This window comes from Streptomyces sp. NBC_01267 (genome assembly GCF_036241575.1).
GTDB lineage: Bacteria > Actinomycetota > Actinomycetes > Streptomycetales > Streptomycetaceae > Streptomyces.
In genome coordinates, this window is the sequence record NZ_CP108455.1 from 5,369,248 (window position 1) to 5,392,669 (window position 23,422).

General features: G+C 70.5%; 27 protein-coding genes. 13 read left to right on the forward strand and 14 right to left on the reverse strand.

Annotated elements, in window-relative coordinates:
• Positions 1–30: 30 nt before the first annotated feature.
• The 3 genes from OG709_RS24665 to OG709_RS24675 form a co-directional block, all read right to left on the reverse strand.
• Positions 31–1,269, reverse strand: coding sequence for a hypothetical protein (locus tag OG709_RS24665; RefSeq protein ID WP_329167695.1), 1,239 nt, complete (start codon positions 1,267–1,269; stop codon positions 31–33).
• Positions 1,266–1,823, reverse strand: coding sequence for a SigE family RNA polymerase sigma factor (locus OG709_RS24670; RefSeq protein WP_250297929.1), 558 nt, complete (start codon positions 1,821–1,823; stop codon positions 1,266–1,268). The genes OG709_RS24665 and OG709_RS24670 overlap by 4 nt, the downstream gene beginning before the upstream one ends.
• A gap of 199 nt (positions 1,824–2,022) precedes the next feature.
• Positions 2,023–2,430 (reverse strand): VOC family protein, encoded by a 408-nt coding sequence (locus tag OG709_RS24675; protein ID WP_266640852.1) that lies wholly within the window; start codon positions 2,428–2,430, stop codon positions 2,023–2,025.
• A gap of 110 nt (positions 2,431–2,540) precedes the next feature.
• Between OG709_RS24675 and OG709_RS24680 the strand changes: the two genes are divergently transcribed.
• On the forward strand, positions 2,541–3,656 hold the full coding sequence (locus OG709_RS24680) for a helix-turn-helix transcriptional regulator (protein ID WP_250297927.1): 1,116 nt from the start codon (positions 2,541–2,543) through the stop codon (positions 3,654–3,656).
• 117 nt (positions 3,657–3,773) lie between these two features.
• The gene (locus OG709_RS24685; RefSeq protein ID WP_250297926.1) at positions 3,774–4,238 is read left to right on the forward strand and encodes a hypothetical protein; all 465 of its coding nucleotides are present in this window, start codon (positions 3,774–3,776) and stop codon (positions 4,236–4,238) included.
• A gap of 203 nt (positions 4,239–4,441) precedes the next feature.
• Here the strand turns inward: OG709_RS24685 and sodN are convergent, their stop codons facing one another.
• Positions 4,442–4,837, reverse strand: coding sequence for a superoxide dismutase, Ni (gene sodN / locus OG709_RS24690; RefSeq protein ID WP_164266635.1), 396 nt, complete (start codon positions 4,835–4,837; stop codon positions 4,442–4,444).
• A 142-nt stretch (positions 4,838–4,979) separates the two neighbouring features.
• Between sodN and sodX the strand changes: the two genes are divergently transcribed.
• Positions 4,980–5,405, forward strand: coding sequence for a nickel-type superoxide dismutase maturation protease (gene sodX / locus OG709_RS24695; RefSeq protein ID WP_329167696.1), 426 nt, complete (start codon positions 4,980–4,982; stop codon positions 5,403–5,405).
• Here the strand turns inward: sodX and OG709_RS24700 are convergent.
• Complete coding sequence (locus OG709_RS24700) at positions 5,309–5,938, reverse strand: CGNR zinc finger domain-containing protein (protein WP_250297924.1); 630 nt, start codon at positions 5,936–5,938, stop codon at positions 5,309–5,311. The two genes, sodX and OG709_RS24700, sit on opposite strands and share 97 nt — an antisense overlap.
• Positions 5,939–6,122: 184 nt before the next feature.
• Between OG709_RS24700 and OG709_RS24705 the strand changes: the two genes are divergently transcribed.
• Positions 6,123–6,884 (forward strand): class I SAM-dependent methyltransferase, encoded by a 762-nt coding sequence (locus tag OG709_RS24705; protein ID WP_266640824.1) that lies wholly within the window; start codon positions 6,123–6,125, stop codon positions 6,882–6,884.
• A gap of 116 nt (positions 6,885–7,000) precedes the next feature.
• Here the strand turns inward: OG709_RS24705 and OG709_RS24710 are convergent, their stop codons facing one another.
• Genes OG709_RS24710 through OG709_RS24720 form a run of 3 tightly spaced genes read right to left on the reverse strand, consistent with a single transcriptional unit; the run spans position 7,001 to position 9,683 of the window.
• Positions 7,001–7,753, reverse strand: a complete 753-nt coding sequence (locus tag OG709_RS24710) for an amino acid ABC transporter ATP-binding protein (protein WP_250298026.1) — start codon at positions 7,751–7,753, stop codon at positions 7,001–7,003.
• A 5-nt stretch (positions 7,754–7,758) separates the two neighbouring features.
• Positions 7,759–8,697 carry an amino acid ABC transporter permease gene (locus OG709_RS24715; RefSeq protein WP_266640822.1) on the reverse strand — a complete coding sequence of 313 codons (939 nt, stop codon included), beginning with the start codon at positions 8,695–8,697 and terminating at the stop codon, positions 7,759–7,761.
• A gap of 29 nt (positions 8,698–8,726) precedes the next feature.
• Positions 8,727–9,683 carry an ABC transporter substrate-binding protein gene (locus tag OG709_RS24720; protein WP_266640820.1) on the reverse strand — a complete coding sequence of 319 codons (957 nt, stop codon included), beginning with the start codon at positions 9,681–9,683 and terminating at the stop codon, positions 8,727–8,729.
• Between the two features lie 523 nt (positions 9,684–10,206).
• Between OG709_RS24720 and OG709_RS24725 the strand changes: the two genes are divergently transcribed.
• Positions 10,207–11,421, forward strand: a complete 1,215-nt coding sequence (locus OG709_RS24725; RefSeq protein WP_266640818.1) for an NAD(P)-dependent malic enzyme — start codon at positions 10,207–10,209, stop codon at positions 11,419–11,421.
• Positions 11,422–11,587: 166 nt separating this feature from the next.
• Positions 11,588–12,553 (forward strand): zinc-binding dehydrogenase, encoded by a 966-nt coding sequence (locus OG709_RS24730; RefSeq protein WP_250297919.1) that lies wholly within the window; start codon positions 11,588–11,590, stop codon positions 12,551–12,553.
• A gap of 75 nt (positions 12,554–12,628) precedes the next feature.
• On the opposite strand, the gene cutA is transcribed toward OG709_RS24730, so the two are convergent.
• Positions 12,629–12,760 carry a divalent cation tolerance protein CutA gene (cutA, locus tag OG709_RS24735; protein WP_401273547.1) on the reverse strand — a complete coding sequence of 44 codons (132 nt, stop codon included), beginning with the start codon at positions 12,758–12,760 and terminating at the stop codon, positions 12,629–12,631.
• A gap of 392 nt (positions 12,761–13,152) precedes the next feature.
• Between cutA and OG709_RS24740 the strand changes: the two genes are divergently transcribed.
• Positions 13,153–13,368: a hypothetical protein gene (locus OG709_RS24740; RefSeq protein ID WP_250297917.1), complete on the forward strand. Its 216-nt coding sequence runs from the start codon at positions 13,153–13,155 to the stop codon at positions 13,366–13,368.
• 134 nt (positions 13,369–13,502) lie between these two features.
• On the opposite strand, the gene OG709_RS24745 is transcribed toward OG709_RS24740, so the two are convergent.
• Positions 13,503–14,285, reverse strand: coding sequence for a S1 RNA-binding domain-containing protein (locus tag OG709_RS24745; protein WP_329167697.1), 783 nt, complete (start codon positions 14,283–14,285; stop codon positions 13,503–13,505).
• A 212-nt stretch (positions 14,286–14,497) separates the two neighbouring features.
• Positions 14,498–15,238, reverse strand: a complete 741-nt coding sequence (locus tag OG709_RS24750) for an aminoglycoside phosphotransferase family protein (RefSeq protein ID WP_329167698.1) — start codon at positions 15,236–15,238, stop codon at positions 14,498–14,500.
• A 309-nt stretch (positions 15,239–15,547) separates the two neighbouring features.
• On the opposite strand from OG709_RS24750, the gene OG709_RS24755 reads away from it, so the two are divergent.
• Together OG709_RS24755 and OG709_RS24760 are read left to right on the forward strand one after the other, a co-directional pair.
• Positions 15,548–15,757, forward strand: a complete 210-nt coding sequence (locus OG709_RS24755; protein ID WP_250297914.1) for a helix-turn-helix domain-containing protein — start codon at positions 15,548–15,550, stop codon at positions 15,755–15,757.
• Positions 15,757–16,305, forward strand: a complete 549-nt coding sequence (locus tag OG709_RS24760; protein ID WP_329167699.1) for a Clp protease N-terminal domain-containing protein — start codon at positions 15,757–15,759, stop codon at positions 16,303–16,305. The genes OG709_RS24755 and OG709_RS24760 overlap by 1 nt, the downstream gene beginning before the upstream one ends.
• Positions 16,306–16,490: 185 nt before the next feature.
• Here the strand turns inward: OG709_RS24760 and OG709_RS24765 are convergent, their stop codons facing one another.
• Together OG709_RS24765 and OG709_RS24770 are read right to left on the reverse strand one after the other, a co-directional pair.
• Positions 16,491–17,558, reverse strand: a complete 1,068-nt coding sequence (locus OG709_RS24765; protein ID WP_266640810.1) for a PadR family transcriptional regulator — start codon at positions 17,556–17,558, stop codon at positions 16,491–16,493.
• Between the two features lies 1 nt (position 17,559).
• A complete protein-coding gene (locus OG709_RS24770) occupies positions 17,560–18,411 on the reverse strand; it encodes a DUF4097 family beta strand repeat-containing protein (RefSeq protein ID WP_329167700.1) in 852 nt (283 codons plus the stop codon).
• Between the two features lie 123 nt (positions 18,412–18,534).
• On the opposite strand from OG709_RS24770, the gene OG709_RS24775 reads away from it, so the two are divergent.
• A complete protein-coding gene (locus OG709_RS24775; protein WP_250297910.1) occupies positions 18,535–19,341 on the forward strand; it encodes a hypothetical protein in 807 nt (268 codons plus the stop codon).
• 123 nt (positions 19,342–19,464) lie between these two features.
• On the opposite strand, the gene OG709_RS24780 is transcribed toward OG709_RS24775, so the two are convergent.
• Positions 19,465–19,650 (reverse strand): DUF6104 family protein, encoded by a 186-nt coding sequence (locus tag OG709_RS24780; protein WP_003966321.1) that lies wholly within the window; start codon positions 19,648–19,650, stop codon positions 19,465–19,467.
• 200 nt (positions 19,651–19,850) lie between these two features.
• Here OG709_RS24780 and OG709_RS24785 point away from each other — a divergent pair, with 200 nt between their 5' ends.
• From OG709_RS24785 to OG709_RS24795, 3 genes are all read left to right on the forward strand, one after another.
• Complete coding sequence (locus OG709_RS24785) at positions 19,851–20,270, forward strand: CU044_2847 family protein (protein ID WP_250297909.1); 420 nt, start codon at positions 19,851–19,853, stop codon at positions 20,268–20,270.
• A complete protein-coding gene (locus tag OG709_RS24790; protein WP_266640808.1) occupies positions 20,263–22,266 on the forward strand; it encodes a VMAP-C domain-containing protein in 2,004 nt (667 codons plus the stop codon). Before OG709_RS24785 ends, OG709_RS24790 begins: the two co-directional genes overlap by 8 nt.
• A gap of 106 nt (positions 22,267–22,372) precedes the next feature.
• Positions 22,373–23,419 (forward strand): AAA family ATPase, encoded by a 1,047-nt coding sequence (locus tag OG709_RS24795; protein WP_250297907.1) that lies wholly within the window; start codon positions 22,373–22,375, stop codon positions 23,417–23,419.
• Positions 23,420–23,422: the final 3 nt, after the last annotated feature.

Genomic DNA, 23,422 nt, shown 5'->3' on the forward strand with positions numbered 1-23,422 from the left:
CTTCGGCTTCTGTTCCCTCTGCGAGTGGGCTCAGCGCCTCGCGAAGACCGGCTCCCAGCGACCCCCCGAGAAGTCCTTCGGCGTGCGGGCACCGCTGAGGACGACTTCCTTGTCGCTGCCGAGGGTGACCAGGACGAGCCGGGTGTCGTACTCGCCGCCGCCGGGCACGATGTCCCAGGCGATCAGCCGCTTGCTGTCGGCCCAGGCGAGGAGTTCCTGCCCGCGCAGCTTGGCGGTTCGCTTCCCCGTGCGCGGGTCCAGCACCTGGGTCGCGGTGCTCCTGACGCCCCCCGCGTAGCCGCCCGCGACGAGCCTGCCGTCCGGGGAGAGACCGGCCGGCGCGGAGAAGAGGTCGATCGCCTTCTCCCGCGCGGGTACGTCCACCTTCCTGCCGCGCAGATCCCGGTAGTAGACGCCCGGTTCCATGTTGACGGGCTCGTACAGCAGGGTGCCGTCGGTGTTGAACAGCAGGTCCTCGCCCGAGCCGAAGTTCCTGCCACCCGGACCGGTGAAGGAGGGCAGGGCGTGCCAGTCGACGGTGTTCTTCGCGAGGTCGACGACGGCGAACCCGGTGCGGCAGGGCGTAGGTTGCGGCTGCTCCGTGTTGTTGACCGGGATCTTCAGGGACCAGTACGAGCGGTCCGGGTTCTTGGCGAACGTGGTGGCGACCAGCTTGCTTGCGTCGGGCGAGAAGGAGACCGCGCCGACGCCCTGCGGAACCGGGATCCAGCGGGTCACCCGGCCGGTGAGCAGATCGAGCAACCCGATCCGCCCCGCGGGCAGTTCGCGCTCCAGGACAGCGGCGGTGCGCATCCCGGGGGCGGCGGCCAGATACGACCAGCGCGCGTCCACCACGTACCGGCCGGTCTTCTGGTCCAGTACGGAGTAGGTACGGGTGGTGATCTCGTCGTGGTTCGGCTGCTCGGCCTTCTTGGACGTGTAGTACGCGGCGACGGCCTGGTCACCGACCGCGATCAGCTCGCGCGGCGGGGACTGGTCGGCATGGCGGAGGATGTCGCCGTGCCCGACCGAACTGGCCAGCCGGGGGCCCTGGCCCTGGTCGGAGTCGGAGTCGGAGGAGCCGAGCAGGGCGGGCACGCCCACTGCGGCGGCCAGCACCAGCACGGTCGCGGCTGCGGCCCCGGCCACCCCCCGGCCCCTGCGGCGGCGTCGGACGGCGAGGACCCGGTCGGCGAGACCGGAAGGCGCGGCCGGTGTGGCGGCGGCCTGCTCCCGCAGGGAAGCACGGACGAGTTCCTCGGTGTTCACGGTCGTACCTCCACGGGTGCGAAGTCGCGGGAGCGCGGCTGTACGGCTTCGGGACTGCCGAGCGCCGAGAGTTCGGGCGCGAGCGTGCGCAGCTTGGCGAGCGAACGGTGGGCGGTGGAGCGGACCGTGCCGACGGTGCACCCGAGGAGGCGCGCCACGTCCGCCTCGGGCAGGTCCTCGAAGTACCGCAGCACCAGGACGGTGCGCTGACGGGCGGTCAGCCGGGCGAGCGCGTCGCGCATCACGAGCCGCAGTTCGGCGGCTCCGGCAGCGTCGGCGCTGCCGTCGCGGTCCGGGGGTTCGGCGACGGTGAGCTCCTTGCGCCGCCCCTTCAACCGCCAGCGGCTGACCTGCTGCCGGTAGAGGATCTGCCGGACGTACGCCTCGGGCTCGTCGATCCGGTGCCAGCGGCCCGCCGCCTTGACCAGCGCGTTCTGCAGCAGATCCTCGCCCGCGTGGCGGTCGCCGCCACTGAGCAGCACGGCGGTCCTCAGCAGCGCGGTCGATCTGTTCGCCACGAACTTCCGGAAGCTCTCCTGATCTGTGGCATCCATCGTCACCTTCTCTTGCCGTTCTCTTCGCGACGGGCCGATCGCCCTTCCCTGCCCGTACTGACGCGTGCGGGTGCCGCCCGCTATGCCGGGCGGCGGAGAAAAAGCGTGTCACCAATGGTCGGCCGGGCCTCTTGTGCCTGACCCGGGCCACGCTGGCAACGGACCGTCCCCGGTGCGGGCCCCGCCTCGCGGACGCCTCTCAACGGTCCTGCCTGTGCCGGGCCTCGGGGGTGACGGGCGTGAAGAAGTTGATCAGATTGCCGTCGGGGTCCCGGAAGAGGAGGGAGCGGTTGCCCCACGGCATCGTCGTCGGCTGCTGGACGAACTCGAAGCCGAGGGGCGCCAGGCGCCGGTACTCCGCGTCGACGTCGGCGACGCGGAATTCGGTGATCACCGTGTGGTTGGCGGCCGGTCGGGCGGAGTCGGCGCCGAACAGTGCCACGGTGCGGCTGCCCGCGACGGCCAGCGTGCAGGACGGCGTGACGAGTTCGGCGAACTCGGGGGTCGACCACGTGGCCGGGATGCCGGTGACCTGTTCGTAGAACCCGACGAGACGAGCGACATCGTGGGTGATCACGCGGATCGAGACGAAGTTGACGAAGTTCATGAGCGGCTTCCTGCCAGGAGTGGTCTCGGACGAAGGGATGAAGTGGCGTCCCGAACGCTAGAACCGATACCGGACAGAATCCGCCCGGTATGTGCGGCAGACTTTCCGGGGTGACCACATCGTCGACCGCCCGGGTGCTCGCTCTGCTGGAGATCCTCCAGGGCGGCGGCATCCGCACGGTCCCGGACCTGGCCGTGCGCCTCGGCGTCGACGAACGCACCGTCCGCCGCTACGTCGGCCACCTGCTGGAACTCGGCGTGCCCGTCGACTCGGTGCGCGGTCGGTACGGCGGCTACCGGCTCGCCCCCGGCTACCGGATGCCCCCGCTGATGCTCACCGACGACGAGGCGCTGGCCGTTCTGCTCGGTCTCCTGGCGGGCCGGAGGTCCGGTCCGGTCACGGCGTCCGCCACGGCGAGCGGCAGTGCCACGGCGAAGCTGCTGCGGGTCCTGCCCAGGGCCCTGAGCCGACGGCTGGACGCGCTGCTGGAGACGGCCGACTTCACCACCCGGCCGGGTCCCGCCACCCCACCGGAAACAGAGGTGCTGCTCGAACTCGCCGAGGCCGCACGCGATCGGCGGCCGGTGGCGATCACGTACACCGACCGGAAGGGCCGCAGCACCGACCGCACCGTCCTGCCCTACGGACTCGTGGCACATTCCGGGCGGTGGTACCTGACGGGTGTCGATCCGGCCGACGGGGGGATACGCACCCTCCGGCTGGAGCGGATCGGCGCCCTGGCCGTGCAGCCCGGCTCGTTCGACGTCCCGGCCGGATTCGACCCGGCAGCCACCGTGCTGAGCGGCCTCGCGGACGCGCCCTGGACCCACGAGGTGTCGCTGCGGATCCGCGCCGACGCCCCGCACATCCGCGGCCACCTCCCGGCCGGGATCGCCACTCTGTCCCCGATCTCGGCCGCACCGACCGATGAGGCCGCACCGGCTGTACGGGCCGCACCGGCCGAAGCGGACGGGACCGACACCGGCAGGGTACGTCCCGGCAGTTCGGGTGCCTCCGGGACGGCCGACGAAAGTACCGGATGGGTCCGCGTCCGGATCCGGGCCGAGCGGCTGGACTGGATTCCGCCCGTACTCGCCGCCCTGGACCGCCCGTTCGTCATCGAGCACCCGGTGGCCCTGCGCGATCTCGTACGCGCGCTGGCCCACCGCCTGGACGGGTATGCGGCTGCCGACGGCGAATCCCCGCCCGGCCGGACGACGGCCTGATCTCACGAGCAGCGGGCTCTTCGGGAGTCCCCGACCATGCGCCCCTTTCGAAGTCGTTGAAGCTGGTGCAGGCCCAAGTCAGGTGGAATGAGGCCGACTTGTGGTGGACTCTGGACCATGAACGATGCTTATGAGGGGACCGGGGTAGCTTCGGCGAGCGATCTTTCTCGTGACCCGACGGTTCGTCTGCTCGCCGAGGTCGAGCGGTTGCGCAAAGAAGCACGGCAGAAGACGAAGCTCGCCGACCGGCGAGCCTCGTTCTGGGCGGTCGCCGATATCTCCCTGGGCTTCCCTGCCGCACTTCTCGCCGCGGTGTCCGGCGCGACGGGGCTGACCACGCCGGATGCACGCACCCCTGCGGCGCTGCTGGCACTGGCATCTGCGGGGCTGTCGGCAGGGGCGGGGTTCCTGCGCAGCGACACGAGACGAATAGGCCACAAACGCGCTCGAAAGGCGTGGGCCGCCCTGGAGGGCGAGGCCACGGTGGCGTTGACGCAGGAGCAGCCGGATCAAGAATGCCTCCGCCGCCTGTTCGAGATGCGCCAGGCCGCGCTGACGGCCTACGAAGGTGACGACGCCTGATCGCGCGCCTTGCTGCGCGTCGAGCACGCAAGCGATGTGCTCGTGCTGCGGGGTCTTGTGCGGTCCTGTGAGCACCCTGAAGGGCTGCGCCGGGGGCTGCGGACCGGCGGGAGAGCGGAGAAGGACCCGACCGCTTCGAGCAGTCGGGTCCTTCTCGTTGGCGCTCTGACCTGCTGTCCGGTCGGAAACCGAACGGCATGACATCAAGCCTTCTTGGTCTCCCAGAAGATCTTGTCGATCTGGGCGATGTAGTCCAGCGCCTTCTGGCCCGTGGCCGGGTCCGTCGAGCCCTTCGCCGCCGACAGCGCCTTCAGGGCGTCGTTGACGAGCTGGTGCAGCTCGGGGTACTTCTCGAAGTGCGGGGGCTTGAAGTAGTCGCTCCAGAGCACCGAGACGTGGTGCTTGGCGAGCTCGGCCCGCTCTTCCTTGATGACCGTGGCGCGGGCCCGGAAGTGCGGGTCCTCGTTGGCCTGGTACTTCTCCTGAACGGCCTTGACCGACTCGGCCTCGATGCGGGCCTGGGCCGGGTCGTACACACCGCAGGGGAGGTCGCAGTGGGCGCTGACCTTCACCTTGGGGGCAAACAGGCGGGAAAGCATGGAGCTGTCCTTCCTCGTGATCGTCTTCTCTGGTGGGACATTACTCCGTGAGAGGCCCGAATTCGCGAGTGCCCCCAGGGGCTTAGGACAAAAGTCCAGGGCCAGTATGGGACTGGTGGACGATCGGACCGGGAGATGTCGGATGACGGATCAGGGGCGGGACAAGCGGCGCCCATTGGGTGTGGCCGAGGTGACGGGCCCGTCCATGGTGCCCACTCTGCTGCAGGGGGACCAGCTGTTGGTGCATTACGGCGCGGCGCTGCGGGCGGGTGATGTGGCCGTGCTCTGCCACCCGTTGCAGCAGGATCTGCTGATCGTGAAGCGGCTGATCGAGCGCCGTGAGGGCGGGTGGTGGGTGCTCGGGGACAGTTCGGCGGCCGAGGCGATGGACAGCCGGGCGTTCGGCACGGTCCCCGACGAGCTGCTGCTGGGGCGGGTGCGGGCCAGGTACCGGCCGCTCATGCCGGGCCGTCAGCGCTCGGCCGGGGTGCTGCTCTCCTGGCTGCTGTCGGCGGTGCGGCCGGTAGCGGCCGACCGGGACGTCTCCAGGCGTTTGCGCGCACGGTAGGCGGCCACATTGGCGCGGGTCGCGCAGCGGTCCGAGCAGTAGCGGCGTGAGCGGTTGGTCGAGGTGTCGAGGTAGGCGTTGCGGCACGGCGCTGCCTCGCACAGGCCGAGCCGGTCCACGCCGTACTCGGTGAGGTGGAAGGCGAGCCCCATCGAGGCGATGGCCGCGTAGCCGGACGTCGCGTTGGAGGGGTGGTCGGCGAGGTGCATGTGCCAGAGCGGCCTGCCGTCCTCGTCGCGGTGGTCGTGGCCGGAGACCTGCGGGGAGACCGGGAACTCCATCAGCAGTGAGTTGAGGAGGTCCACGGCCAGGGTCTCGTCCCCGGCGTCCGCCGCCTCGAACACGGCGCGCAGTCGGCCGCGTACCGAGCGGAAGCGTGTGACGTCGGCGTCCGTGGCGCGGCGGGCCGCCGACCCGTTCGCGCCGAACAGCTCGCGCACCGCGTCGACCGTGGTGAGGGAGTCCTTGTTCCGGGCCGGCTCCTCGCTGTTGACCAGGCGCACGGCGTAGTCCGAGTAATAGGCCAGTTCCACTTGTAGTCCTTACGGGGGCGGTCTAAGGTCGAGCGCAGCTGACGTAATGACTGCTACGACTTCGAGGGTATTACGTACGGGTGCTTTCCCTCTGGCGCGGACCAGGTGGAAGGCGCTGGCGGAAACGACGGCGGAAACGACGGCGATGACGATGCCGGGGAGAGTGACGGAGACGGTGACGGACATGACGACGGACGTGACGGGTACGGACTGGCGGTCCTGGCAGGCGAGCTGGGACCGTCAGCAGGAGTGGTACATGCCGGACCGCGAGGAACGGTTCAGGGTCATGCTGGACATGGTCGAGGCCCTGGTGGGCCCCGAACCGCGCGTACTCGATCTGGCATGCGGTACGGGAAGTATCACGGACCGGCTGCTCAAGCGGTTCCCGGGAGCGACCAGTACCGGCGTCGATCTCGACCCGGCCCTGCTCACGATCGCCGAGGGGTACTTCGCCGGTGACGCGCGCGTCACGTTCGTCACCGCCGATCTGAAGGACCCCGGCTGGGTGGACCGGCTGCCGCACCGGAGTTACGACGCGGTGCTGACGGCCACCGCGCTGCACTGGCTGCACAGCGAGCCGCTCGCCGCGCTGTACGGGCAGCTCGGCGGCCTGGTCAGGGACGGCGGGGTCTTCATGAACGCCGACCACATGATCGACGACGAGACCCCGCGGATCAACGCGGCCGAACGGTCCCGGCGCCATGCGGCCATGGAACGTGCCAAGGCGTCCGGCGCGGTCGACTGGGCCGCCTGGTGGGCGCTCGCGGCCGAGGACCCGGCCCTCGCCGGGCCGACCGCGGAACGGTTCGAGATCTACGGCGAGCACGCGGACGGCGACCAGCCGTCGGCGCGGTGGCACGCGCGGACCCTGCGCGAGGCCGGGTTCGGCGAGGCGCGGCCCGTCTGGGCCTCGCCCTCGGACACGCTGCTGCTCGCGCTGAAATAGCTCGCGCTGAAATAGCTCGCGCGGAAGTAGCTCCTGCGGAAGGAGCTCGCGCCGGAGTAGCCGGGCGGCACGGGGAGGGGCGGTACGGGCCGTACCGCCCCTCCCCGTGACCGCGGCTACAGCACCTTCGACAGGAACGACTTCGTCCGGTCGTGCTGGGGGTTGGTCAGGACGTCCCGCGGGTGGCCCGACTCGACGACCACGCCGTCGTCCATGAAGACCAGCGCGTCACCCACCTCGCGGGCGAAGCCCATCTCGTGCGTCACGACGATCATCGTCATGCCGTCCTCGGCCAGTCCGCGCATGACGTCCAGGACGTCACCCACCAGCTCCGGGTCGAGCGCCGACGTCGGCTCGTCGAAGAGCATCAGCTTCGGCTCCATCGCCAGCGCGCGGGCGATCGCCACCCGCTGCTGCTGGCCGCCGGAGAGCTGGGTCGGATAGCTCGCCGCCTTGTCGGACAGCCCGACCCGGTCGAGCAGCCGCTCCGCACGGGCCCGCGCCACCGCCTTCGCCTCACCGCGCACCTGGACCGGTGCCTCCATGACGTTCTCGATGGCCGTCATGTGCGGGAAGAGGTTGAACCGCTGGAAGACCATGCCGATGTCCCGGCGCTTCAGGGCGACCTCGCTGTCCTTCAACTCGTAGAGTTTCCCGCCCTTCTGGCGGTAGCCCACCAGGTCCCCGTCGACGTACAGCCGCCCGGCGTTGACCTTCTCCAGGTGGTTGATGCACCGCAGGAACGTCGACTTCCCCGAACCGGACGGGCCGATCAGACAGAAGACCTCCCGCGGGGCGACCTCCAGGTCGATCCCCTTGAGGATGTGCGCGGCACCGAAGGACTTGTGGACGCCTTCGGCCTTCACCATCGCCGTCATGCGGACACCCCCGAGCGGTTGCTGAACGACCCCAGATTCGCCTTGATCCGCTGCAACGGGGTCAGTGGCAGGCTGCGGCTGGAGCCGCGTGCGTAGTACCGCTCCAGATAGAACTGACCGATGGAGAACACCGTCGTCAGCACCAGGTACCAGGCGGCGGCCAGGAACAGCATCTCGACCGCGGCCCCGGACGTCTGCCCGATGTCCTGGGCGGTGCGCAGCAGTTCGTAGAACTGCACCGCCGCGACCAGCGAGGTGGTCTTCAGCATGTTGATGACCTCGTTGCCCGTCGGCGGCACGATGACGCGCATCGCCTGCGGGACGACGATCCGGCGCAGCGTCTTGGCGTGGCTCATGCCGAGTGCGTGCGCCGCCTCGGTCTGGCCCTCGTCGACCGCGAGCAGGCCCGCCCGGCAGATCTCCGCCATGTACGCGGCCTCGTTCAGCCCGAGCCCGAGCAGCGCCGTCAGCAGCGGCGTCATGAAGCTCGACCAGTAGTCCTTGTAGATCGGGCCGAGGTTGATGTACTCGAAGACCAGGCCCAGGTTGAACCAGACCATCAGCTGGACGAGGACCGGGGTGCCCCGGAAGAACCAGATGTAGAACCACGAGATCGACGAGGTCACCGGGTTCTTGGACAGCCGCATCACGGCCAGCACGATGCCGCCGACGATGCCGATCGCCATGGAGAGCACGGTGAGCAGCAGGGTCTGGCCGACACCGTGGATGATCCGGTGGTCGAAGAAGAAGTCGGGGATCGCCGACCAGTTGATCTTTCCCTGGGAGAATGCGTAGACGATCGCCACGAGCACGGCGATGGCGACGACCGCGGCGACGTACCTCCCGTAGTGCCGGACCGGGATGGCCCTGATGGCCTCCGAGGGTCCGGCGGGCCGCGCGTCGACGGGGCCCACCTTTTCCATGTCAGCAGTCATGGGTGATACCTCTCAGCGCCGGTGTCCGGTCAGGATCCGCCGTTGATCTTGGCAGAGGTGACCGCGCCCTGCTCGGCACCCCACTTGGCCAGGATCTTGTCGTACTCACCGTTCTTGATGATGGCGTCCATCGCCTGCTGGATCGCCTTGGTGAGCTGGTCGTTGCCCTTGGCGACGGCGATGCCGTACGGCGCGGCCTGGACCGTGGGGCCGACGATCTGGAAGTCCTTGCCGCCGCCCGAGGTCTTCACCGCGTACGCGGCGATGGGGGAGTCGGCGGAACCGGCGTCGGCGCCGCCCGAGCGCAGCCGGGTCTGGGCCTGCTGGTCGTCGTCGAACGGCTGGATGGTCAGCTTCTTGCCGGCCGGACACTTCTTCGCCTGGGCCTTGGCGAGATCGTGGGAGACCGTGCCGCGCTCCATGACGATCGTCTTGCCGCAGAGGTCCGCCCAGGACTTGATGCCCTCGTCCTTGCCCTTCTGCGTGTAGATCGAGACACCGGCGGAGTAGTAGTCGACGAAGTCGACGCCCTCACCGACCTTCTTGCCGTCCGAGATGCCGTTCTGCCGGTCCTTGGTGTCGGTCATCGCGGACATCGCGACGTCGTAGCGCTTGGCGCGCAGACCGGTCACCAGCGTGTCGAACGTGCCGTTCTCGAACTCGAACTTCACCCCGAGCTGCTTGCCGAGCGCCGCGCCCAGGTCCGGGTCGATGCCCGCGACCTTGCCGGAACTGTCCTTGAACTCGACGGGTGCGTAAGCGATGTCGGAGCCGACCTTGACGACGCCCTTCGCCTTGATGTCCTGCGGCAGCAGATGGCCGAGCGGCGCGCCGCCGCCCTTGACCGTCTCCGAGCCCTTGGGCGCGTCGTTCTTGGTCTGGTCGCCGCAGCCGGTCAGCAGCAGGGCGCCGGCGACCGCGATGGCGCCGACCGCGGCCGTCCGGGACTTCATTGCGGTCGTGCGGCGCGTGGAGCGTGCGGTCATGGCGAGGGTCCTCCGGCGGATCGTGGATACCGATGCAGGAGCCGCGACCCCACGTTGACGGGGAGTCGCGACCATGTGGTTACGGCATCTTGCCAGCCCGACTGGTCCGTTCAGGTGGCTGGGCATGTCAAAATCGGGTAACGGGTCACCCCCGTTCCCTCATTGGCCGGTACGACAGCACCGGACCATCTGCTGGAACGCGCACCTTCCGCCGGAGAATCTCCGGCCGTGCCGACGCGTGGACCCAGTTCGTGGCACCCGGACGACGGGCCCGAATATCCCGCTATGAGTCACGTCATCGAGTCGATTTGGACTCGTCCGTGGTGCGGTCCATCCGGTAGAACAGACGGTTACACCCCTCATCCGGGGCTCAGGGCGCGTGTGCGGCGCGCCCGCGCGTATGTACCTCCCCCCGCCCGGCGGGCCAACCGGCCGGCGCGGGGCACGTACGCGGTGCCCGCCCACCCCTCCTCAACCAGGAGTGGCCACCCTCAACTGATGAAGACTTAAGGGGTCACAACCAATGGCAGCGGAGATCATCAATCCTCGCAGCGACAGCTACACCTCTTCCTCGCACGACGAGGAGCCCTTCGATCCGGCCTTCGCGCTGCATCGCGGCGGCAAGATGGCCATTCAGGCCACGGTGCCGGTGCGCGACCGGGACGACCTGTCCCTCGCGTACACGCCCGGCGTGGCGAAGGTGTGCAGCGCCATCGCCGAGAACCCGGAACTCGTCCACGAGTACACCTGGAAGTCGCAGGTCGTGGCGGTCGTGACGGACGGCACCGCGGTGCTGGGGCTCGGCGACATCGGCCCGGAGGCGTCCCTTCCCGTGATGGAGGGGAAGGCCATCCTGTTCAAGCAGTTCGGCGGTGTCGACGCCGTTCCGATCGCGCTGGCGACCACCGACACCGACGAGATCATCGAGACCGTGGTGCGCCTCGCGCCCTCCTTCGGGGGCGTCAACCTGGAGGACATCTCCGCGCCGCGCTGCTTCGAGATCGAACGCAGGCTCCAGGAACAGCTGGACATTCCGGTCTTCCACGACGACCAGCACGGCACCGCCGTCGTCACCCTGGCCGCCCTGCGCAACGCGGCGACGCTCACCGGGCGTTCGCTGGGCCAGCTGCGCGCGGTCATCTCGGGCGCGGGCGCGGCGGGTGTCGCGATCGCGAGGATCCTCGTCGAGGCGGGCATCGGCGATGTCGCGGTGTGCGACCGCAGGGGCATCGTCTCGGCGGACCGCGAGGACCTGACCGACATCAAGCGTGAGGTCGCGGGCTTCACGAACAAGGCCGGTCTGGTGGGCCCGCTGGAGACGGCGATGTCCGGTGCGGACGTGTTCATCGGGGTCTCGGGCGGTACGGTCCCCGAGCCGGCCGTCGCCTCGATGGCCGAGGGTGCGTTCATCTTCGCGATGGCCAACCCGAACCCGGAGATCCATCCCACGGTCGCGAGCAAGTACGCGGCGGTCGTCGCCACCGGGCGCAGTGACTTCCCGAACCAGATCAACAACGTGCTGGCGTTCCCCGGCATCTTCGCCGGGGCGCTGCAGGTGCGGGCCTCCCGGATCACGGAGGGCATGAAGCTCGCCGCAGCCGAGGCGCTGGCCGCCGTGGTGGCCGACGAGCTGACCCCGGAGTGCGTGATTCCGTCGCCGTTCGACGAGCGGGTCGCCCCGGCGGTCACCGCCGCGGTGGCCGCGGCGGCGCGCGCGGAGGGTGTGGCGAGGCGCTGACGGATCCGGGGCCCGTTCGCGGGCCCCGGTCTCTCCGGCGGGTGCGGCGCACGTCGCACCGGCCGCCCTCCCGCCCCAGGGCGGGGGCCGTTTCTCCGTCGGACGCGGCGCGGGTCACACGCGTGGCCGGTTCCGCCGGGGTCGGGCGGACCCTAAGGTCGGGTCCATGTTCGCCGCCTACGCAGCCCGCATCGACCGTGCCCACCCGCTCAACGGCCTGGAGCTGGGGGAGCGTCCGGCCCCCGTGGCCCGCCCCGGCTGGACGACGGTCGACGTCCGGGCCGCCTCCCTGAACCACCACGACCTCTGGTCGCTGCGCGGGGTGGGACTCGCCGAGGACAAGCTGCCGATGATCCTCGGCTGCGACGCCGCCGGGATCGACCAGGACGGCAACGAGGTCGTGCTGCACTCCGTAGTGGGGCAGACGGGGTACGGGGTGGGAGCCGGTGAGAAGCGGTCCATCCTGACCGAGAAGTACCAGGGGACCTTCGCCGAACAGGTCACCGTCCCTGAGTGGAACGTGCTCCGCAAGCCGAAGGAGCTGACCTTCGAACAGGCCGCCTGCCTGCCCACCGCCTGGCTCACGGCGTACCGCATGCTCTTCACCAACGCCGGGGTGCGGCCCGGCGACTCCGTACTCGTGCAGGGAGCGGGCGGTGGCGTGGCGACCGCGGCCGTCGTCCTCGGGAAGGCCGCGGGCCTGCGGGTGTACGCCACCAGCCGGGACGCGGCCAGGCGCGAACGGGCCGTGGAACTGGGCGCGGTGGACGCTTTCGAGCCCGGTGCCCGGCTGCCGGAGCGGGTGGACGCCGTCATCGAGACGGTCGGCGCCGCGACCTGGTCCCACTCCGTCAAGTCGCTCAAACCGGGCGGAACCCTGGTGATCTCGGGCGCCACCAGCGGCTCGGACCCGGCCTCCGCCGAACTGACCCGGATCTTCTTCCTGGAGCTCAGGGTCGTCGGTTCGACGATGGGCTCCAAGGACGAGTTGGAGGACCTGCTCGCCTTCTGCGCGGCCACCGGCGTACGGCCCGTCATCGACGAGGTGCTGCCGCTGGACCGGGCCCGCGAGGGCTTCGAGAAGCTGGCGTCCGGCGAGCAGTTCGGCAAGATCGTGCTGACCTGCCCGTGACGCGGGGGCGGACCGGCTTGTTCTCGGTGAGTGGGGAGCGAGTGGCCCTTGCGGGGCTGTGCCCCATGGCGCCGATCATCGCCTGGCTACCTCGCTGCGAGAAAGGGCGCAGGCCGCCAGTCGGCGCTCAACCGCGCTGCGGGCCAGTGCCTTTGCCTGGTTCTCGTTGTCGATGGTGGTCTGCGCGATCACAATCTCGCTTGTCATCCAACGCCTCTCCTGGCCGATGCACCGACCCTGCCCAGAGGCGCATAAGTCCTCGAAGATCGCCTGCTCTGCGATAACTGCTCCTCGCGTTCGTGTCCGATCGCCCTGTCGTTCGTTGCGAAGCCATGGTGGTGATGACTGTATGAAGGGCGATCGGCATCCGAAGCCGGATGTTGAAGCGGCGTTGCGGCGGGCGGAGAAGGCTGGCCTGAAGGTCAGGCGCGACCAGAATGGGCACCGGTGGGGATACGTACTCTGCTGTCCGTGCTCTGCCAGTACCAAGGTGTGGAGCACACCTGCGAATGCAGGCACGGAGGGCAAGAAGATCAATGAATTCACCAGTCGGCACAGCAACTGTGCGTGAGTGGCCGTTCGTTCTGTATCCCCAGGAGGTGCCGACGCAAGAGCAGTCCGACCGTTTCGACCATGCGGAGGCCCTTGCCGGTGGCCAGGTCGGCTGGGAGGAGGACCGGCGCGGCGTTCGGTTCCCGTGCGTGGTGCCCGCGTCTCATCTGGAGGAGGCCGTGGCATGGGCCGTTGAGCGGCTCGAGGAGTTGGGGTTGCCGATCGCGCGGATCGAGATGCCGCCGTTCGACCGGGACCAGTGAAAGTCCATGGAGCGCTGGTAGGGAGGAGCAGCTGGGCAGGCCCTTGCTGTCGCGGTCGAACGCGATCCCGCGGGCCGCACCGCGCGCCGTCAGCGGGATGACGGCCTGCCCCCTCGTCCTGGCGCCGGAGGCGGCTACGTTCCCCGGCCTTCAGCGGCGCACAGCCGCACGCGGTGACGCCGAAGGTCGACCTCGGCGATCTCGACCGTGATCAGTTCGCCTTCGCCGACAACGTGGGCAGGCGTCTCCACCGGCTCATTGGTGAGTTCTGAGAGGTGAAGGAAACCTTCGACGTCTGGAGCAAGTTCCACGAACACACCGAAGGAAACGATCTTGGTGATCGGCCCCGTGACGAGTCGGCCGACGTGATCGGCAAGCCGAACGAGCGGGTCCTCCTGCAGGGCCTTCAGTGACAGCGTGACCTGTCCTGAGCGTGTCTCAGGCATGATCACCTCGGCGGTGATCCGCTGGCCTGCCTCGACGGCCTCCGAGGGGTGGTCGATCCGGGACCAGGCCAGCTCCGGCCCACGGATGAAGCCGGTGCACAGGCCGTCAGGCTCACCATCGACGTGTACGAAGACCCCGAAGTTGTGAACCCCCGCAACAGTCCCGGTGACTACCTGGCCCTCTTCGATCGAGAGCAGAAAGGAACGCAAGGCCGGGATCTCGCATGCCCTGGCGGAGAGAAGGAGCTGGCCCTCGCGCCAACGCCCGATCTCTTCGGCTTCGACCTCCTGGCCCACCTGGAAGATCGCTGACGGGTGTTCCGTTCGGCGCAGTGACACCTCGTGCGAGGGGATCCGTCCGATCTCGGAGTTCGCCCCTTCGGGGGCCGTGAGGCTCACCAGGACATCCGCTCCGTCGAACCCGACGACTTCCACCGTCCTCACGGGGCCTGGCTGAAGCTGGTCGGCCAAGGCACGAAGGCGAGGGTCAGGGGATGGCTCGGACATGGCCCAGAGCCTAGTTCCCAGGTCGACTTGGAGGTCCGGTTCTCGCTCTGGCGACCCGCGTCCGGCCATCGCGTCCCGGCCCACGATGAGCTGGTCCCCTTCCCTCGTACTGGACCGGGTCGTTCACGATGCGCAGGCCCTGGGGCCGTCCGGGAGGACTGGGAACTCTCAACGCCTCACCGTGATACCCGGCCCTCTTCCAGTACCGCGTCCAAGGCTCGGCGGCCGATTCCGGCCATCAGCGGGTTGTCGGCGGAGTGGGTCAGGAAGACCAGGGCCAGGGCCAGCGCCCACCCCCGTGCCCGCGCCCAAGTGCCGTCGTCGGCACGTCCGTACACCCGCCGGAACTCCGCGCGCTGCGGCGTGGGCAGCAGCATCCACGCCACGGCCAGGTCGGTGGCGGGGTCCCCCGCAGTGACGTCGCCGAAGTCGATCACGGCCCCGACCCGGCCGCGGTCGACCAGGATGTTCGCGGGGTGCAGGTCGCCGTGCAGCCACACCGGGGGGCCGCCCCACGCGGGCGTGGCGGTGGCGCTCTCCCATACGCGCATCGCGGTGGCTCGTTCCGACGGGTCGTCCAGGTGCGGCAGTTGGGACATCACTCCGGCTGTACGGTCGGCGAGCGGGATCCCGCGCGAAGGGTTGGTGGGGGCATCCGCCGGTGCCGGCAGGTGCAGGGCCGCCAGGAATTCACCCAGAGCGACTGCCGCTGCCCCCGGATCGGCCGGCTGCGTACGGGCCGCGATCTCCCCGGGCAGGAACGGCACCACGCTCCAGGCCCACGGATATCCGCGGCCCGGCACCCCGATGTGTACCGGTGCGGGAACGGGAAGCGGCAGGTGTCCGGCCAGGTCCGGCAGCCAGCGCTGTTCGTTCAGGGCGAGTCCGGCGGACACGGAGCGCCGGGGGAGGCGCACCAGGTAGGCGTTTGCCGAGCCGGCAGACCGTGTTGTCCCAGCCGTTGGCCAGCACCTCGATGTCGTGCCCGGCGAGATCGGGCTGCTGGTCGGCCAGCAGCTGACGCACGAGTCGCGGGGAGATCTGCACCTCGGCGGTCGGCATGCTGTTGACGTCCACCGCGCAATCCTAGAGGCGGCTCGGAGCACGCCTCGGAAGCACTTCGGAAGACCGTGCCGACCTGTGCGTGGCGACGGGGCAGCCCTGTGTTCCTACGCACCGTGTCAATGAAGGTTGACGGCTTCCCGTTGTCAACCTATGTTGACACCATGACCGATGCAACGGATCTCGCCGAGCGGGCGAGCGACAGTGATCCGAGGGTCGGGCTGCGGGCGGTGGCCGCGCTGCGGCGGCTGCTGGAGCGGCTCGAATCCGTTCAGGTGCGCAGCGCCCGCAATCAGGGCTGGTCGTGGCAGGAGATCGCCACCGAGCTGGGTGTCAGCAGGCAGGCGGTCCACAAGAAGCACGGGAGGCAGTGATGTTCGAACGCTTCACGCAGGGCGCCCGGGACGTGGTCACCGGTGCGGTGGGGTACGCGGACGGCGCGGGCGAGTCCGCCATCACCGAGGAGCACCTGCTGATGGCGCTGCTCGACGCGCGCGGCACGAAGGGGTCCTTCGTGCTGACGTCCCTCGGCGCCGCGGGGTGGCGTGACGAGCTGTCGGGCGCACTGGCGGAGACCCGGCGGCGGGGTGGGGTGTCGCAGGCCGATCTGGAGGCGCTGGCCGGGCTCGGTGTCGATGTGGACGCGATCGTCGCACGTGTCGAAGAGGCGCACGGCGAGGGCGCGTTGGCGGCCGGGGCCACTCGGACCAGGCCGTTGCGCCGCCCGCTCGCACCCGGGGCGCGCGAGGTGCTGCGGTCGGCCCTGCGGATCGCAGCGGGGCGCGGGGACCGGCGGCTCGGTGACGAGCACCTGCTACTGGCGCTGACGGGGCGGCGCGGGGCGGTCGCGGAGGCGCTGGCCGGGTGCGGGGTGTCGTACGGGGCGGTGGAGCGGGTGCTGCGGGAGGTGCCCGCGGGGTGAGCGGTCCTTCCCGGCGCCGAGGGGTGGCCGTCACGGGGTGAGCGGTCCCTCCCGGCGCCACGGGGTGACCTCAAGCGCCGGCCGGGCTCGAACCGGCCTCCGCGTGAGTGCCCCGTCAGGGTGGTGCGGTGCTTGGTGTCGCGGTGGCCTCAAGCGCCGGCCGGGCTCGAATTCGGCGGGTCGCCCTACTTCTCCGGGGCTCGCAGGGTCGCCCCGATGCGGGCCGCCGCCGACGACAAGTGCCGTCGTGCGTCCCGTAGTTGATCGTCCGTCACTCCGTGATCGCGCGCCGCGTCCCGGATGTCGTCGCGGAAGCGGTCCAGCAGCCTGTCCAGGTCGCGGGCCGGATTTCCGGAAGGCTCCTCGTGGGCCCACTCGGGCTCGGGCGGCGTCGCGGCGTCCTCCTTGCCGAGGTCCACGCGCTCGACGGTGACGTCCGACGGCTCGTCGGCCGGGCCCGTACCCGCTTCGGCGCCCCGCCCGAAACGGCTCATCTCCCTGGTGAACTCGGCGAGCCCCTCGCGGACCCCGGCGGGCCAGTCGCCCCGCGCGAAGTGCTCCTGCACCTGCTGGGCGACCCGCTGCATCTGGTCGCGCGCCTTCTCCTGGGCCTCCGTGGCCTGGCGCCGTGCCTGCTGGGCGTCCTCGCGGGCGCGCCGGGACTCGTCCTTCGCCCGGCGTGCCTGGTCCTTCCACTCCTGCTTGGCGCGCTTGAACTCCTCCTTGGCCTGGCGCCAGCCGTCCTTGTCGCCCCAGGCGCCGTCGAAGAAGTCGGACGCTTCGGGGAAGCCGGGGAACGCCTTACCGGGCCGGGCTCCGGCTCCGCCACCGGCTCCGGCCTTCGCGCCGCCCTTGCCGGACGTCCCGCGCGCCTCCTGTGCGGCCTGCCGGATCTCCCGCCGCAGGTCGCTCGCCGAGCCGCTGACGTCGGCGCGGATCTCCGCGGCGAGTTCGGCGACCGACTCGCGGATCTCCAGCTCCAGGTCGGCCAGTTCACCGCTGCGGCCCGCCAGTTCGGCGCGGCCGGCGTCGGTGATCGAGTACACCTTCCGGCCGCCCTCCGAGGCATGGGTCACCAGGCCCTCGGCCTCCAGCTTGGCGAGCCGCGGGTACACGGTGCCCGCGCTCGGTGCGTACAGCCCCTGGAACCGTTCCTCCAGCAGCCGGATCACCTCGTAGCCGTGGCGCGGCGCCTCGTCCAGCAGTTTCAGCAGGTAGAGGCGGAGTCGGCCGTGGGCGAAGACGGGGGCCATGTCAGAGCACCTTCTCGTTGACGTCGTCCGGGGCGGGCTTGCGCAGCAGTGCGATGGCACCGGAAACCGTGGTCGCCCTGAGTCTGCCGGTTCCCCGGCCCAGAGTGCCGGTGATCTTCTTGGCGCCCCACTGGCCGCTCACCCGCAGGTCTTCGAAGGCGCTCGACACGGCGCCACTGGTGGTGTTCGCGTCGACCTGCGCGTCCGTCGGGTGGGTCAGCCGGACGGCGACCTCGCCCGAGACCGTGTTGAGGCTGATGTCCGTCGGCCTGCCGGTCGTGTCGAGGTCGATGACCATGTCCCCGCTGACCGAGTCCGCCCGTACGGAGGAACCCGTCCCCTCGACCACCGTGAGGTCCCCCGAGACCGAGTGGAAACGCAGCTCGCCGCTGACGGACTGGGCTTCGAGGTTCCCCGAGACGGTCTCGGCCCGGACAGCGCCGGAGAGGCCGACGAGGGTGGTGTCGCCGGTGACGCCCCGGATTTCCGTACGCCCCTGGATCCCGGAGACCACGGCGCCCGCGCCGACCACGCCCACCTCCACCTTCGCCGTCGACGGGACGGTGAGCGAGACGATGGCGCTGCGGTGCCAGCCTCTGCGGTCGAGCCACTTGAGGAAGTTCTTCCAGGGCAGGTCCTCGTAGGCCACGGTCAGCGTGCCGTTCTCCTGCGTCACGATCAGCGGCGGGCCGTCGATCTCGGACACTTCGAGGCGGGCACCGCCCTGCTCGTTCAGTACGGCCTCGTCGGTGCCCACCACGTTGACCGTTCCACTGACGATGCGCACGTTCAGTGCCGTCACGGGACTGTCGAAGGTGAGCTTCTGCGGCTCTGCCACTGACCTCTCGGACATGGAACTGACCTCCCGGGTCGGCTACGACGCAACATATCGCGTCTTCTGCTAGACACGATATATCGCGGATTCTCGAAGTCAAGCGCGCGGGTGGAACGTGTGGATCTGTCCTAGCGTGGGGCCATGTCAGAGAACGCCACAGGTGCCCTGCTGCTCTGCCGCGCCGACCCCGCCGCCGTACGTCCCGCGGCTCATCTGCTGCGCGAGCGCCTGCTCCTCGCCCCCGCGGGCGAGGTGTGGAGCGTGCTCGTCCCCGAGGGGAAGCCCTGGCTGCACGGGCAGGAACCCGTCGACCGGGTGGCCGGTGGCTGGGCCACCGCACTGGCGGTCGCCTCCAGCTGGCCGGTGCTCGCCCTGTGGTGGGACGGCGACCGGGCGGGCTTCACCCTGGCGTCCGGGTTCCGGCGGCCCGTCGGATACGTATGGCTCACGGACGGCACGCCGGGGGGTGAGAGCGACGCGATGCGCACGTTCGGCGCACGGCTCGGGCTCGACCCCGTACTGGACCTCCAGGCGCTGACCGAACTGACTCTCCCGGACGCGGTGGCGGACTCCCGCTCCCGACTGCTCGGTCTGACGGCGGTCCTGGGCCGGGCCGGGCTGGTGCTGCCCACCGGGCTCACCCCCGGCGACCCGGTGGACCGGCTGCGTTCGGTGGCCCGGATCCACCCGGCCACCGAGCCGATCGAGTCGTCGGGCTGGCGCGACGCCGTACGGGCCGAACTGGATGTCTTCGAGGAGAGTTCCCTCGGCCCCTGGCTCCGCGGCCCGAGGGCCCGCGCGCTCGGCGCCGCCCAGCTCGCGGCGGGTGTCCCGCTGGCGCTGTGGGGCCTCGGCCGCCGCAGCGGCGGCTGGACGGCGGCGGCTGCGCTGCTGCTCGCGCACGGCGCGCTGGGCCTCGCGTACGACCGGATGCGGGCCCGCGGCTGACACGGGGCGAAGCCCCGGATACGGGCCTGCGGCTGACACCGGCCGAAGCCTTGGATGTGGGCCTGCGGTCGGCACCGGCCGGGGAAGAACCGGCCGGTCCAGGCTACGCGTCGCTACGCGTCGCTACGCGTCCTCGTCGTCCTCGTCGTCCAGCCGGGCCAGCCAGGTCGCCAGCCGCTCGACCGGCACCTCGAAGTCGGGGTTGAGGTCGACGAACGTACGCAGCTGCTCGGCCAGCCACTCGAAGGTGACTTCCTCCTCGCCGCGCCGCTTCTCCAGTTCCTCGATGCCGCGGTCGGTGAAGTACATGGGGTGCTCCTGATGGGGTGCCGGGTGTCCTGTGTCCAGATTATGTGCAGTCGCGCGGGCCGGTTCGCGGCGGGTCGCGGGGTCGCCTGCAACCGTACGGACCATTAACCTCGTCGTGATCCAAGTGGCCCGGTCCAAGGGCGACTTGAACGGTGATACGGGTACACGGGGATGCGGGTACACCGGGATACGGGGGAGCTGTGGCAGCCGAGGTGCAGGAGATCGTGCTTCCGGGAGGTGCGGTCGTGCACGCCCGTCTGACGCCGTCCGGCGCGCATGACGACGGGTACGAGGACGTCGGGGTCGCGGAGATCCTGCAGAACCGGGTGGACGACCTCCAGCGGGTGATCGGCGGAGTCGGTGACTCGGTGCTGGCCGCGGCGCGGGCCGCCCGGCCCGACGAGGCCACCGTCACCTTCGGCCTGGAGTTCAGCGTCAAGGAGGGCAAGGTCATCTCGGTCCTCGCGGGGGCGGAGGCGAAGGCGTCGCTCCAGGTCTCCCTCACCTGGAAGCTGGCCGAGCAGAGCACTGCGAACCCGACTGGTACGGCCCCGAGCGGCGTGACCCCGGGTGGTACGACCCGGAACGGCCAGCCCCCGGCGGATCCCGCCGATGAGTGACCCCGATCATGTGGTGAGCTCTCTCGCCGCGGCGGCGACCGTCCAGCTGCTGCCCGTGGGCGGCGAGAGCAAGGACTTCTGGGGCAGCGGCTTCTTCGTCGCGCCCGGCTGGGTGGTGACCTGCGCCCATGTGGTCCGCAGTCACCTGCCCGCAGGCCCCGGCGGGCAGCTGGATGTCCGCGGTGACGGCTTCAACGACGGGATCTCCGTCCACGCGGAGCTCGCGGACTGGCGGCTCATGGAGCGGGAGGGGCGGGTGATCCCCGTCGAGCGGGACCTCGCGCTGGTCCGGCTGCTCGACCCGGACATCGAGCACGAATGCGTCTGGTTCACCGACCGTGCCACCCGGGTGATGCGCACCGTCCTGGTCCACGGCTACCGGCCGGGCGACCCGGACGGGACCGGGACCAGGGCCGTCTCCTTCCAGGCCAAGGGCGAGATCAACGTGCACGACGGCGGCTACGGACTGGTGATCGCCCCCGGAGCCGAGTACCCCAAGGGCGTCTCCGGAGGGCCACTGGTCGATCCGCTCACCAACGAGGTCGTCGGGGTGATCAAGTCCCGCCGGAAGGACCGGGAGGGCGGGCTCGCCATCGCCGCCGCCGCGCTGCGCGGCTTCGGCGGCCTCTACCAGCAGGTGATGGCCGGACACGACAGCTGGCACGCGGCCCGGAAGGGGCACCAGACCTGGATCTCCCGGCAGTGGTCGTCCGGCGAGAGCACCGGGCGGCAGGACACCGGGACCGGCTTCGGGCCCGGGAGCTGGACCCCGCGGGACCGGCGCAAGGCGCTGGGCCTGCTCGCCGAGCTGCCCGCCCCCGCCACCGGCGCCCCCATCGCCGCCGTCGCCCACAAGGCCGCCCGCAACGAACTGGCCCCGGCCAAGAACGCGCTGCTGAGCTGGCGCGACGGCTACGGCCTGCTCTACGACGGCGACGAGCCGCTCGGCGCCCTGGTCTTCCTGCGCTACCTCCAGCTCGTGGCCCGGTACGTGCACGCGTACGGCGGCAAGTCGGGACAGCTGTCCGAGTGGATCACCGACAGGCTGGAGGAGGTGGCCCACCCGTTCCAGCACGAACTGGTCACCGAGGTGCGGCTGCCCGAGCAGCTGTGGCCCGACGCCGGACAGCCGGGCCGCACCGTCCTGCCGTACCCGGGCCCCGGCGAAGGGCCGGTCATCACCGTCGTCATGGACCCGCTGCACGACGACGCCTCCCTCGTCGACTGGACGATCCACCTCTTCACCGGGGACGGCGGCAGCGAACAGATCGGCGCCTACGAGGAGGCGGCGCCGGGAGTCGACGCCGCCTGGCACAACCACCAGTCACTCCGGCGCACGCTCCACGAGGTGCTGCACGCCCACGACCCCGATCCGGACCACCCGCTGCCCGTGGAGATCGCCCTGCCGCTCGGCGGCTTCGACACCCCGGTGCACCGCTGGCAGCTCGAAGACGCCGCCCGTCTGAACAAGCTCGCGCACCTCGGCGCCCAGCGCCGCCTCGTGCTGCGCGACCTCGGGCGCCGCGGCCGGTGGAGCGAGGAGGCCGAACGGGACATCCGCTGGCAGGCCGTGGCCGGGGCGGAGCGCCTGACGGTGGCCCGGATCCCGGAACCCGGCACCACCCAACGAGCCGCATACTACGAGGGGTTGACCCCCGGCGCGGTGCCGGTGCTCTGCCGCCCCGCGAGCCGGGGGGTGGGGGCCACCGCGATGGAACTGACACTGCGGGCCGGTCACGGCATCGCCCTCTGGGACATCGACGGGCACACCGGACGCGGCTGCGAAGAACGCTGCACCGAACTGCGCGGCCGGGTGCAGGGGCTCCTCGACCGTACGGACCGGGCCTGCGAACTCCCGGACCGGATACGTCATCTGAGGGAGGACATCGACCCCCGGAGGCCGGAGACCCACTGGCCCGAATCGCTGGTGCTGCTGTACGACGATCCCGGGCGTTCGCTGCCCGCCGACGACGAGGAAACCCTGGACTCGCCATGAAGACCTGCCGAATCAAGACCTGCCAATGGCCGGAAAATGAAGTTGATTGCCCGCCGGGCGGGTACATATTCCGGAACGCCTGTCGCCGATGAGGAGCGAACCACCGATGAGCGATTGGTTCATCTACCGCGGCACAGGGGCCCCCGATCCGACCCGTATCGACCGGCGGCCGGAGCCGCCGCCGTGGCGGGCCTTCGACGCCCCGCCCGTCCCGTACGCCGTACCGCCGGCCGACTCCGCGACGCAGCGGCGGCTGGGCCACCGGGTCGTGCCGCTCGCCGTACCGGGCAGTGAGGCGCTGCGGCTCATCAACGCCGCGCTCTACCTGCGCCGTCCGCTGCTGATCACGGGCGAGCCCGGCTCGGGCAAGAGCACGCTCGCCCACGACCTCGCGTTCGAACTCGGGCTCGGCCGGGTCCTCCAGTGGCCGGTCGTCAGCCGTACCGAACTCCGCGACGGCCTCTACTCCTACGACGCGATCGGCCGCCTCCAGGACGCCCAGCTGTCCCGCATCGCCCGGCCGGAAAGCCTCGGAGGCCACGAAGGCCGGGAAAGCGGGGACGGAAGCGCTGCCGGGACCGGAGACATCGGCCGCTACCTCCGGCTCGGCCCGCTCGGCACCGCGCTGCTCGCCGCCGACCGGCCCCGCGTGCTGCTCATCGACGAGCTGGACAAGAGCGACATCGACCTCCCCAACGACCTGCTCAACGTGCTGGAGGAGGGCGAGTTCACCCTGCCCGAGCTGGAGCGGGTCGCCGACCGCCCCGGGCAGGAGACCGTCCAGGTGCTGACCGACGACGGGCTGCGCGTGCCGGTCACCGGCGGCCGGGTGCGCTGCCGGGCCTTTCCCGTCGTCGTCATGACCAGCAACCGCGAACGGGACTTCCCCGCACCGCTGCTGCGCCGCTGTATCCACCTCGACCTGGAGGCACCCCGGGACGAGCGGCTCGCCGCCATGGTGCAGGCACACTTCGGCGCCGGGGCGTACGACGAACACATCGCCCTGGTCGACCAGTTCGTCAGGACCGAGGCGGACGGCGGGGTGCGCCCCACCGACCAGTTGCTCAACGCGATCTATCTCGTCCGGCAGACCACCGGCCAGGAGTCCGTCGCCGACCTCCTGATGCGCCCTCTCGACAACGGGCCCAGGTGAGCA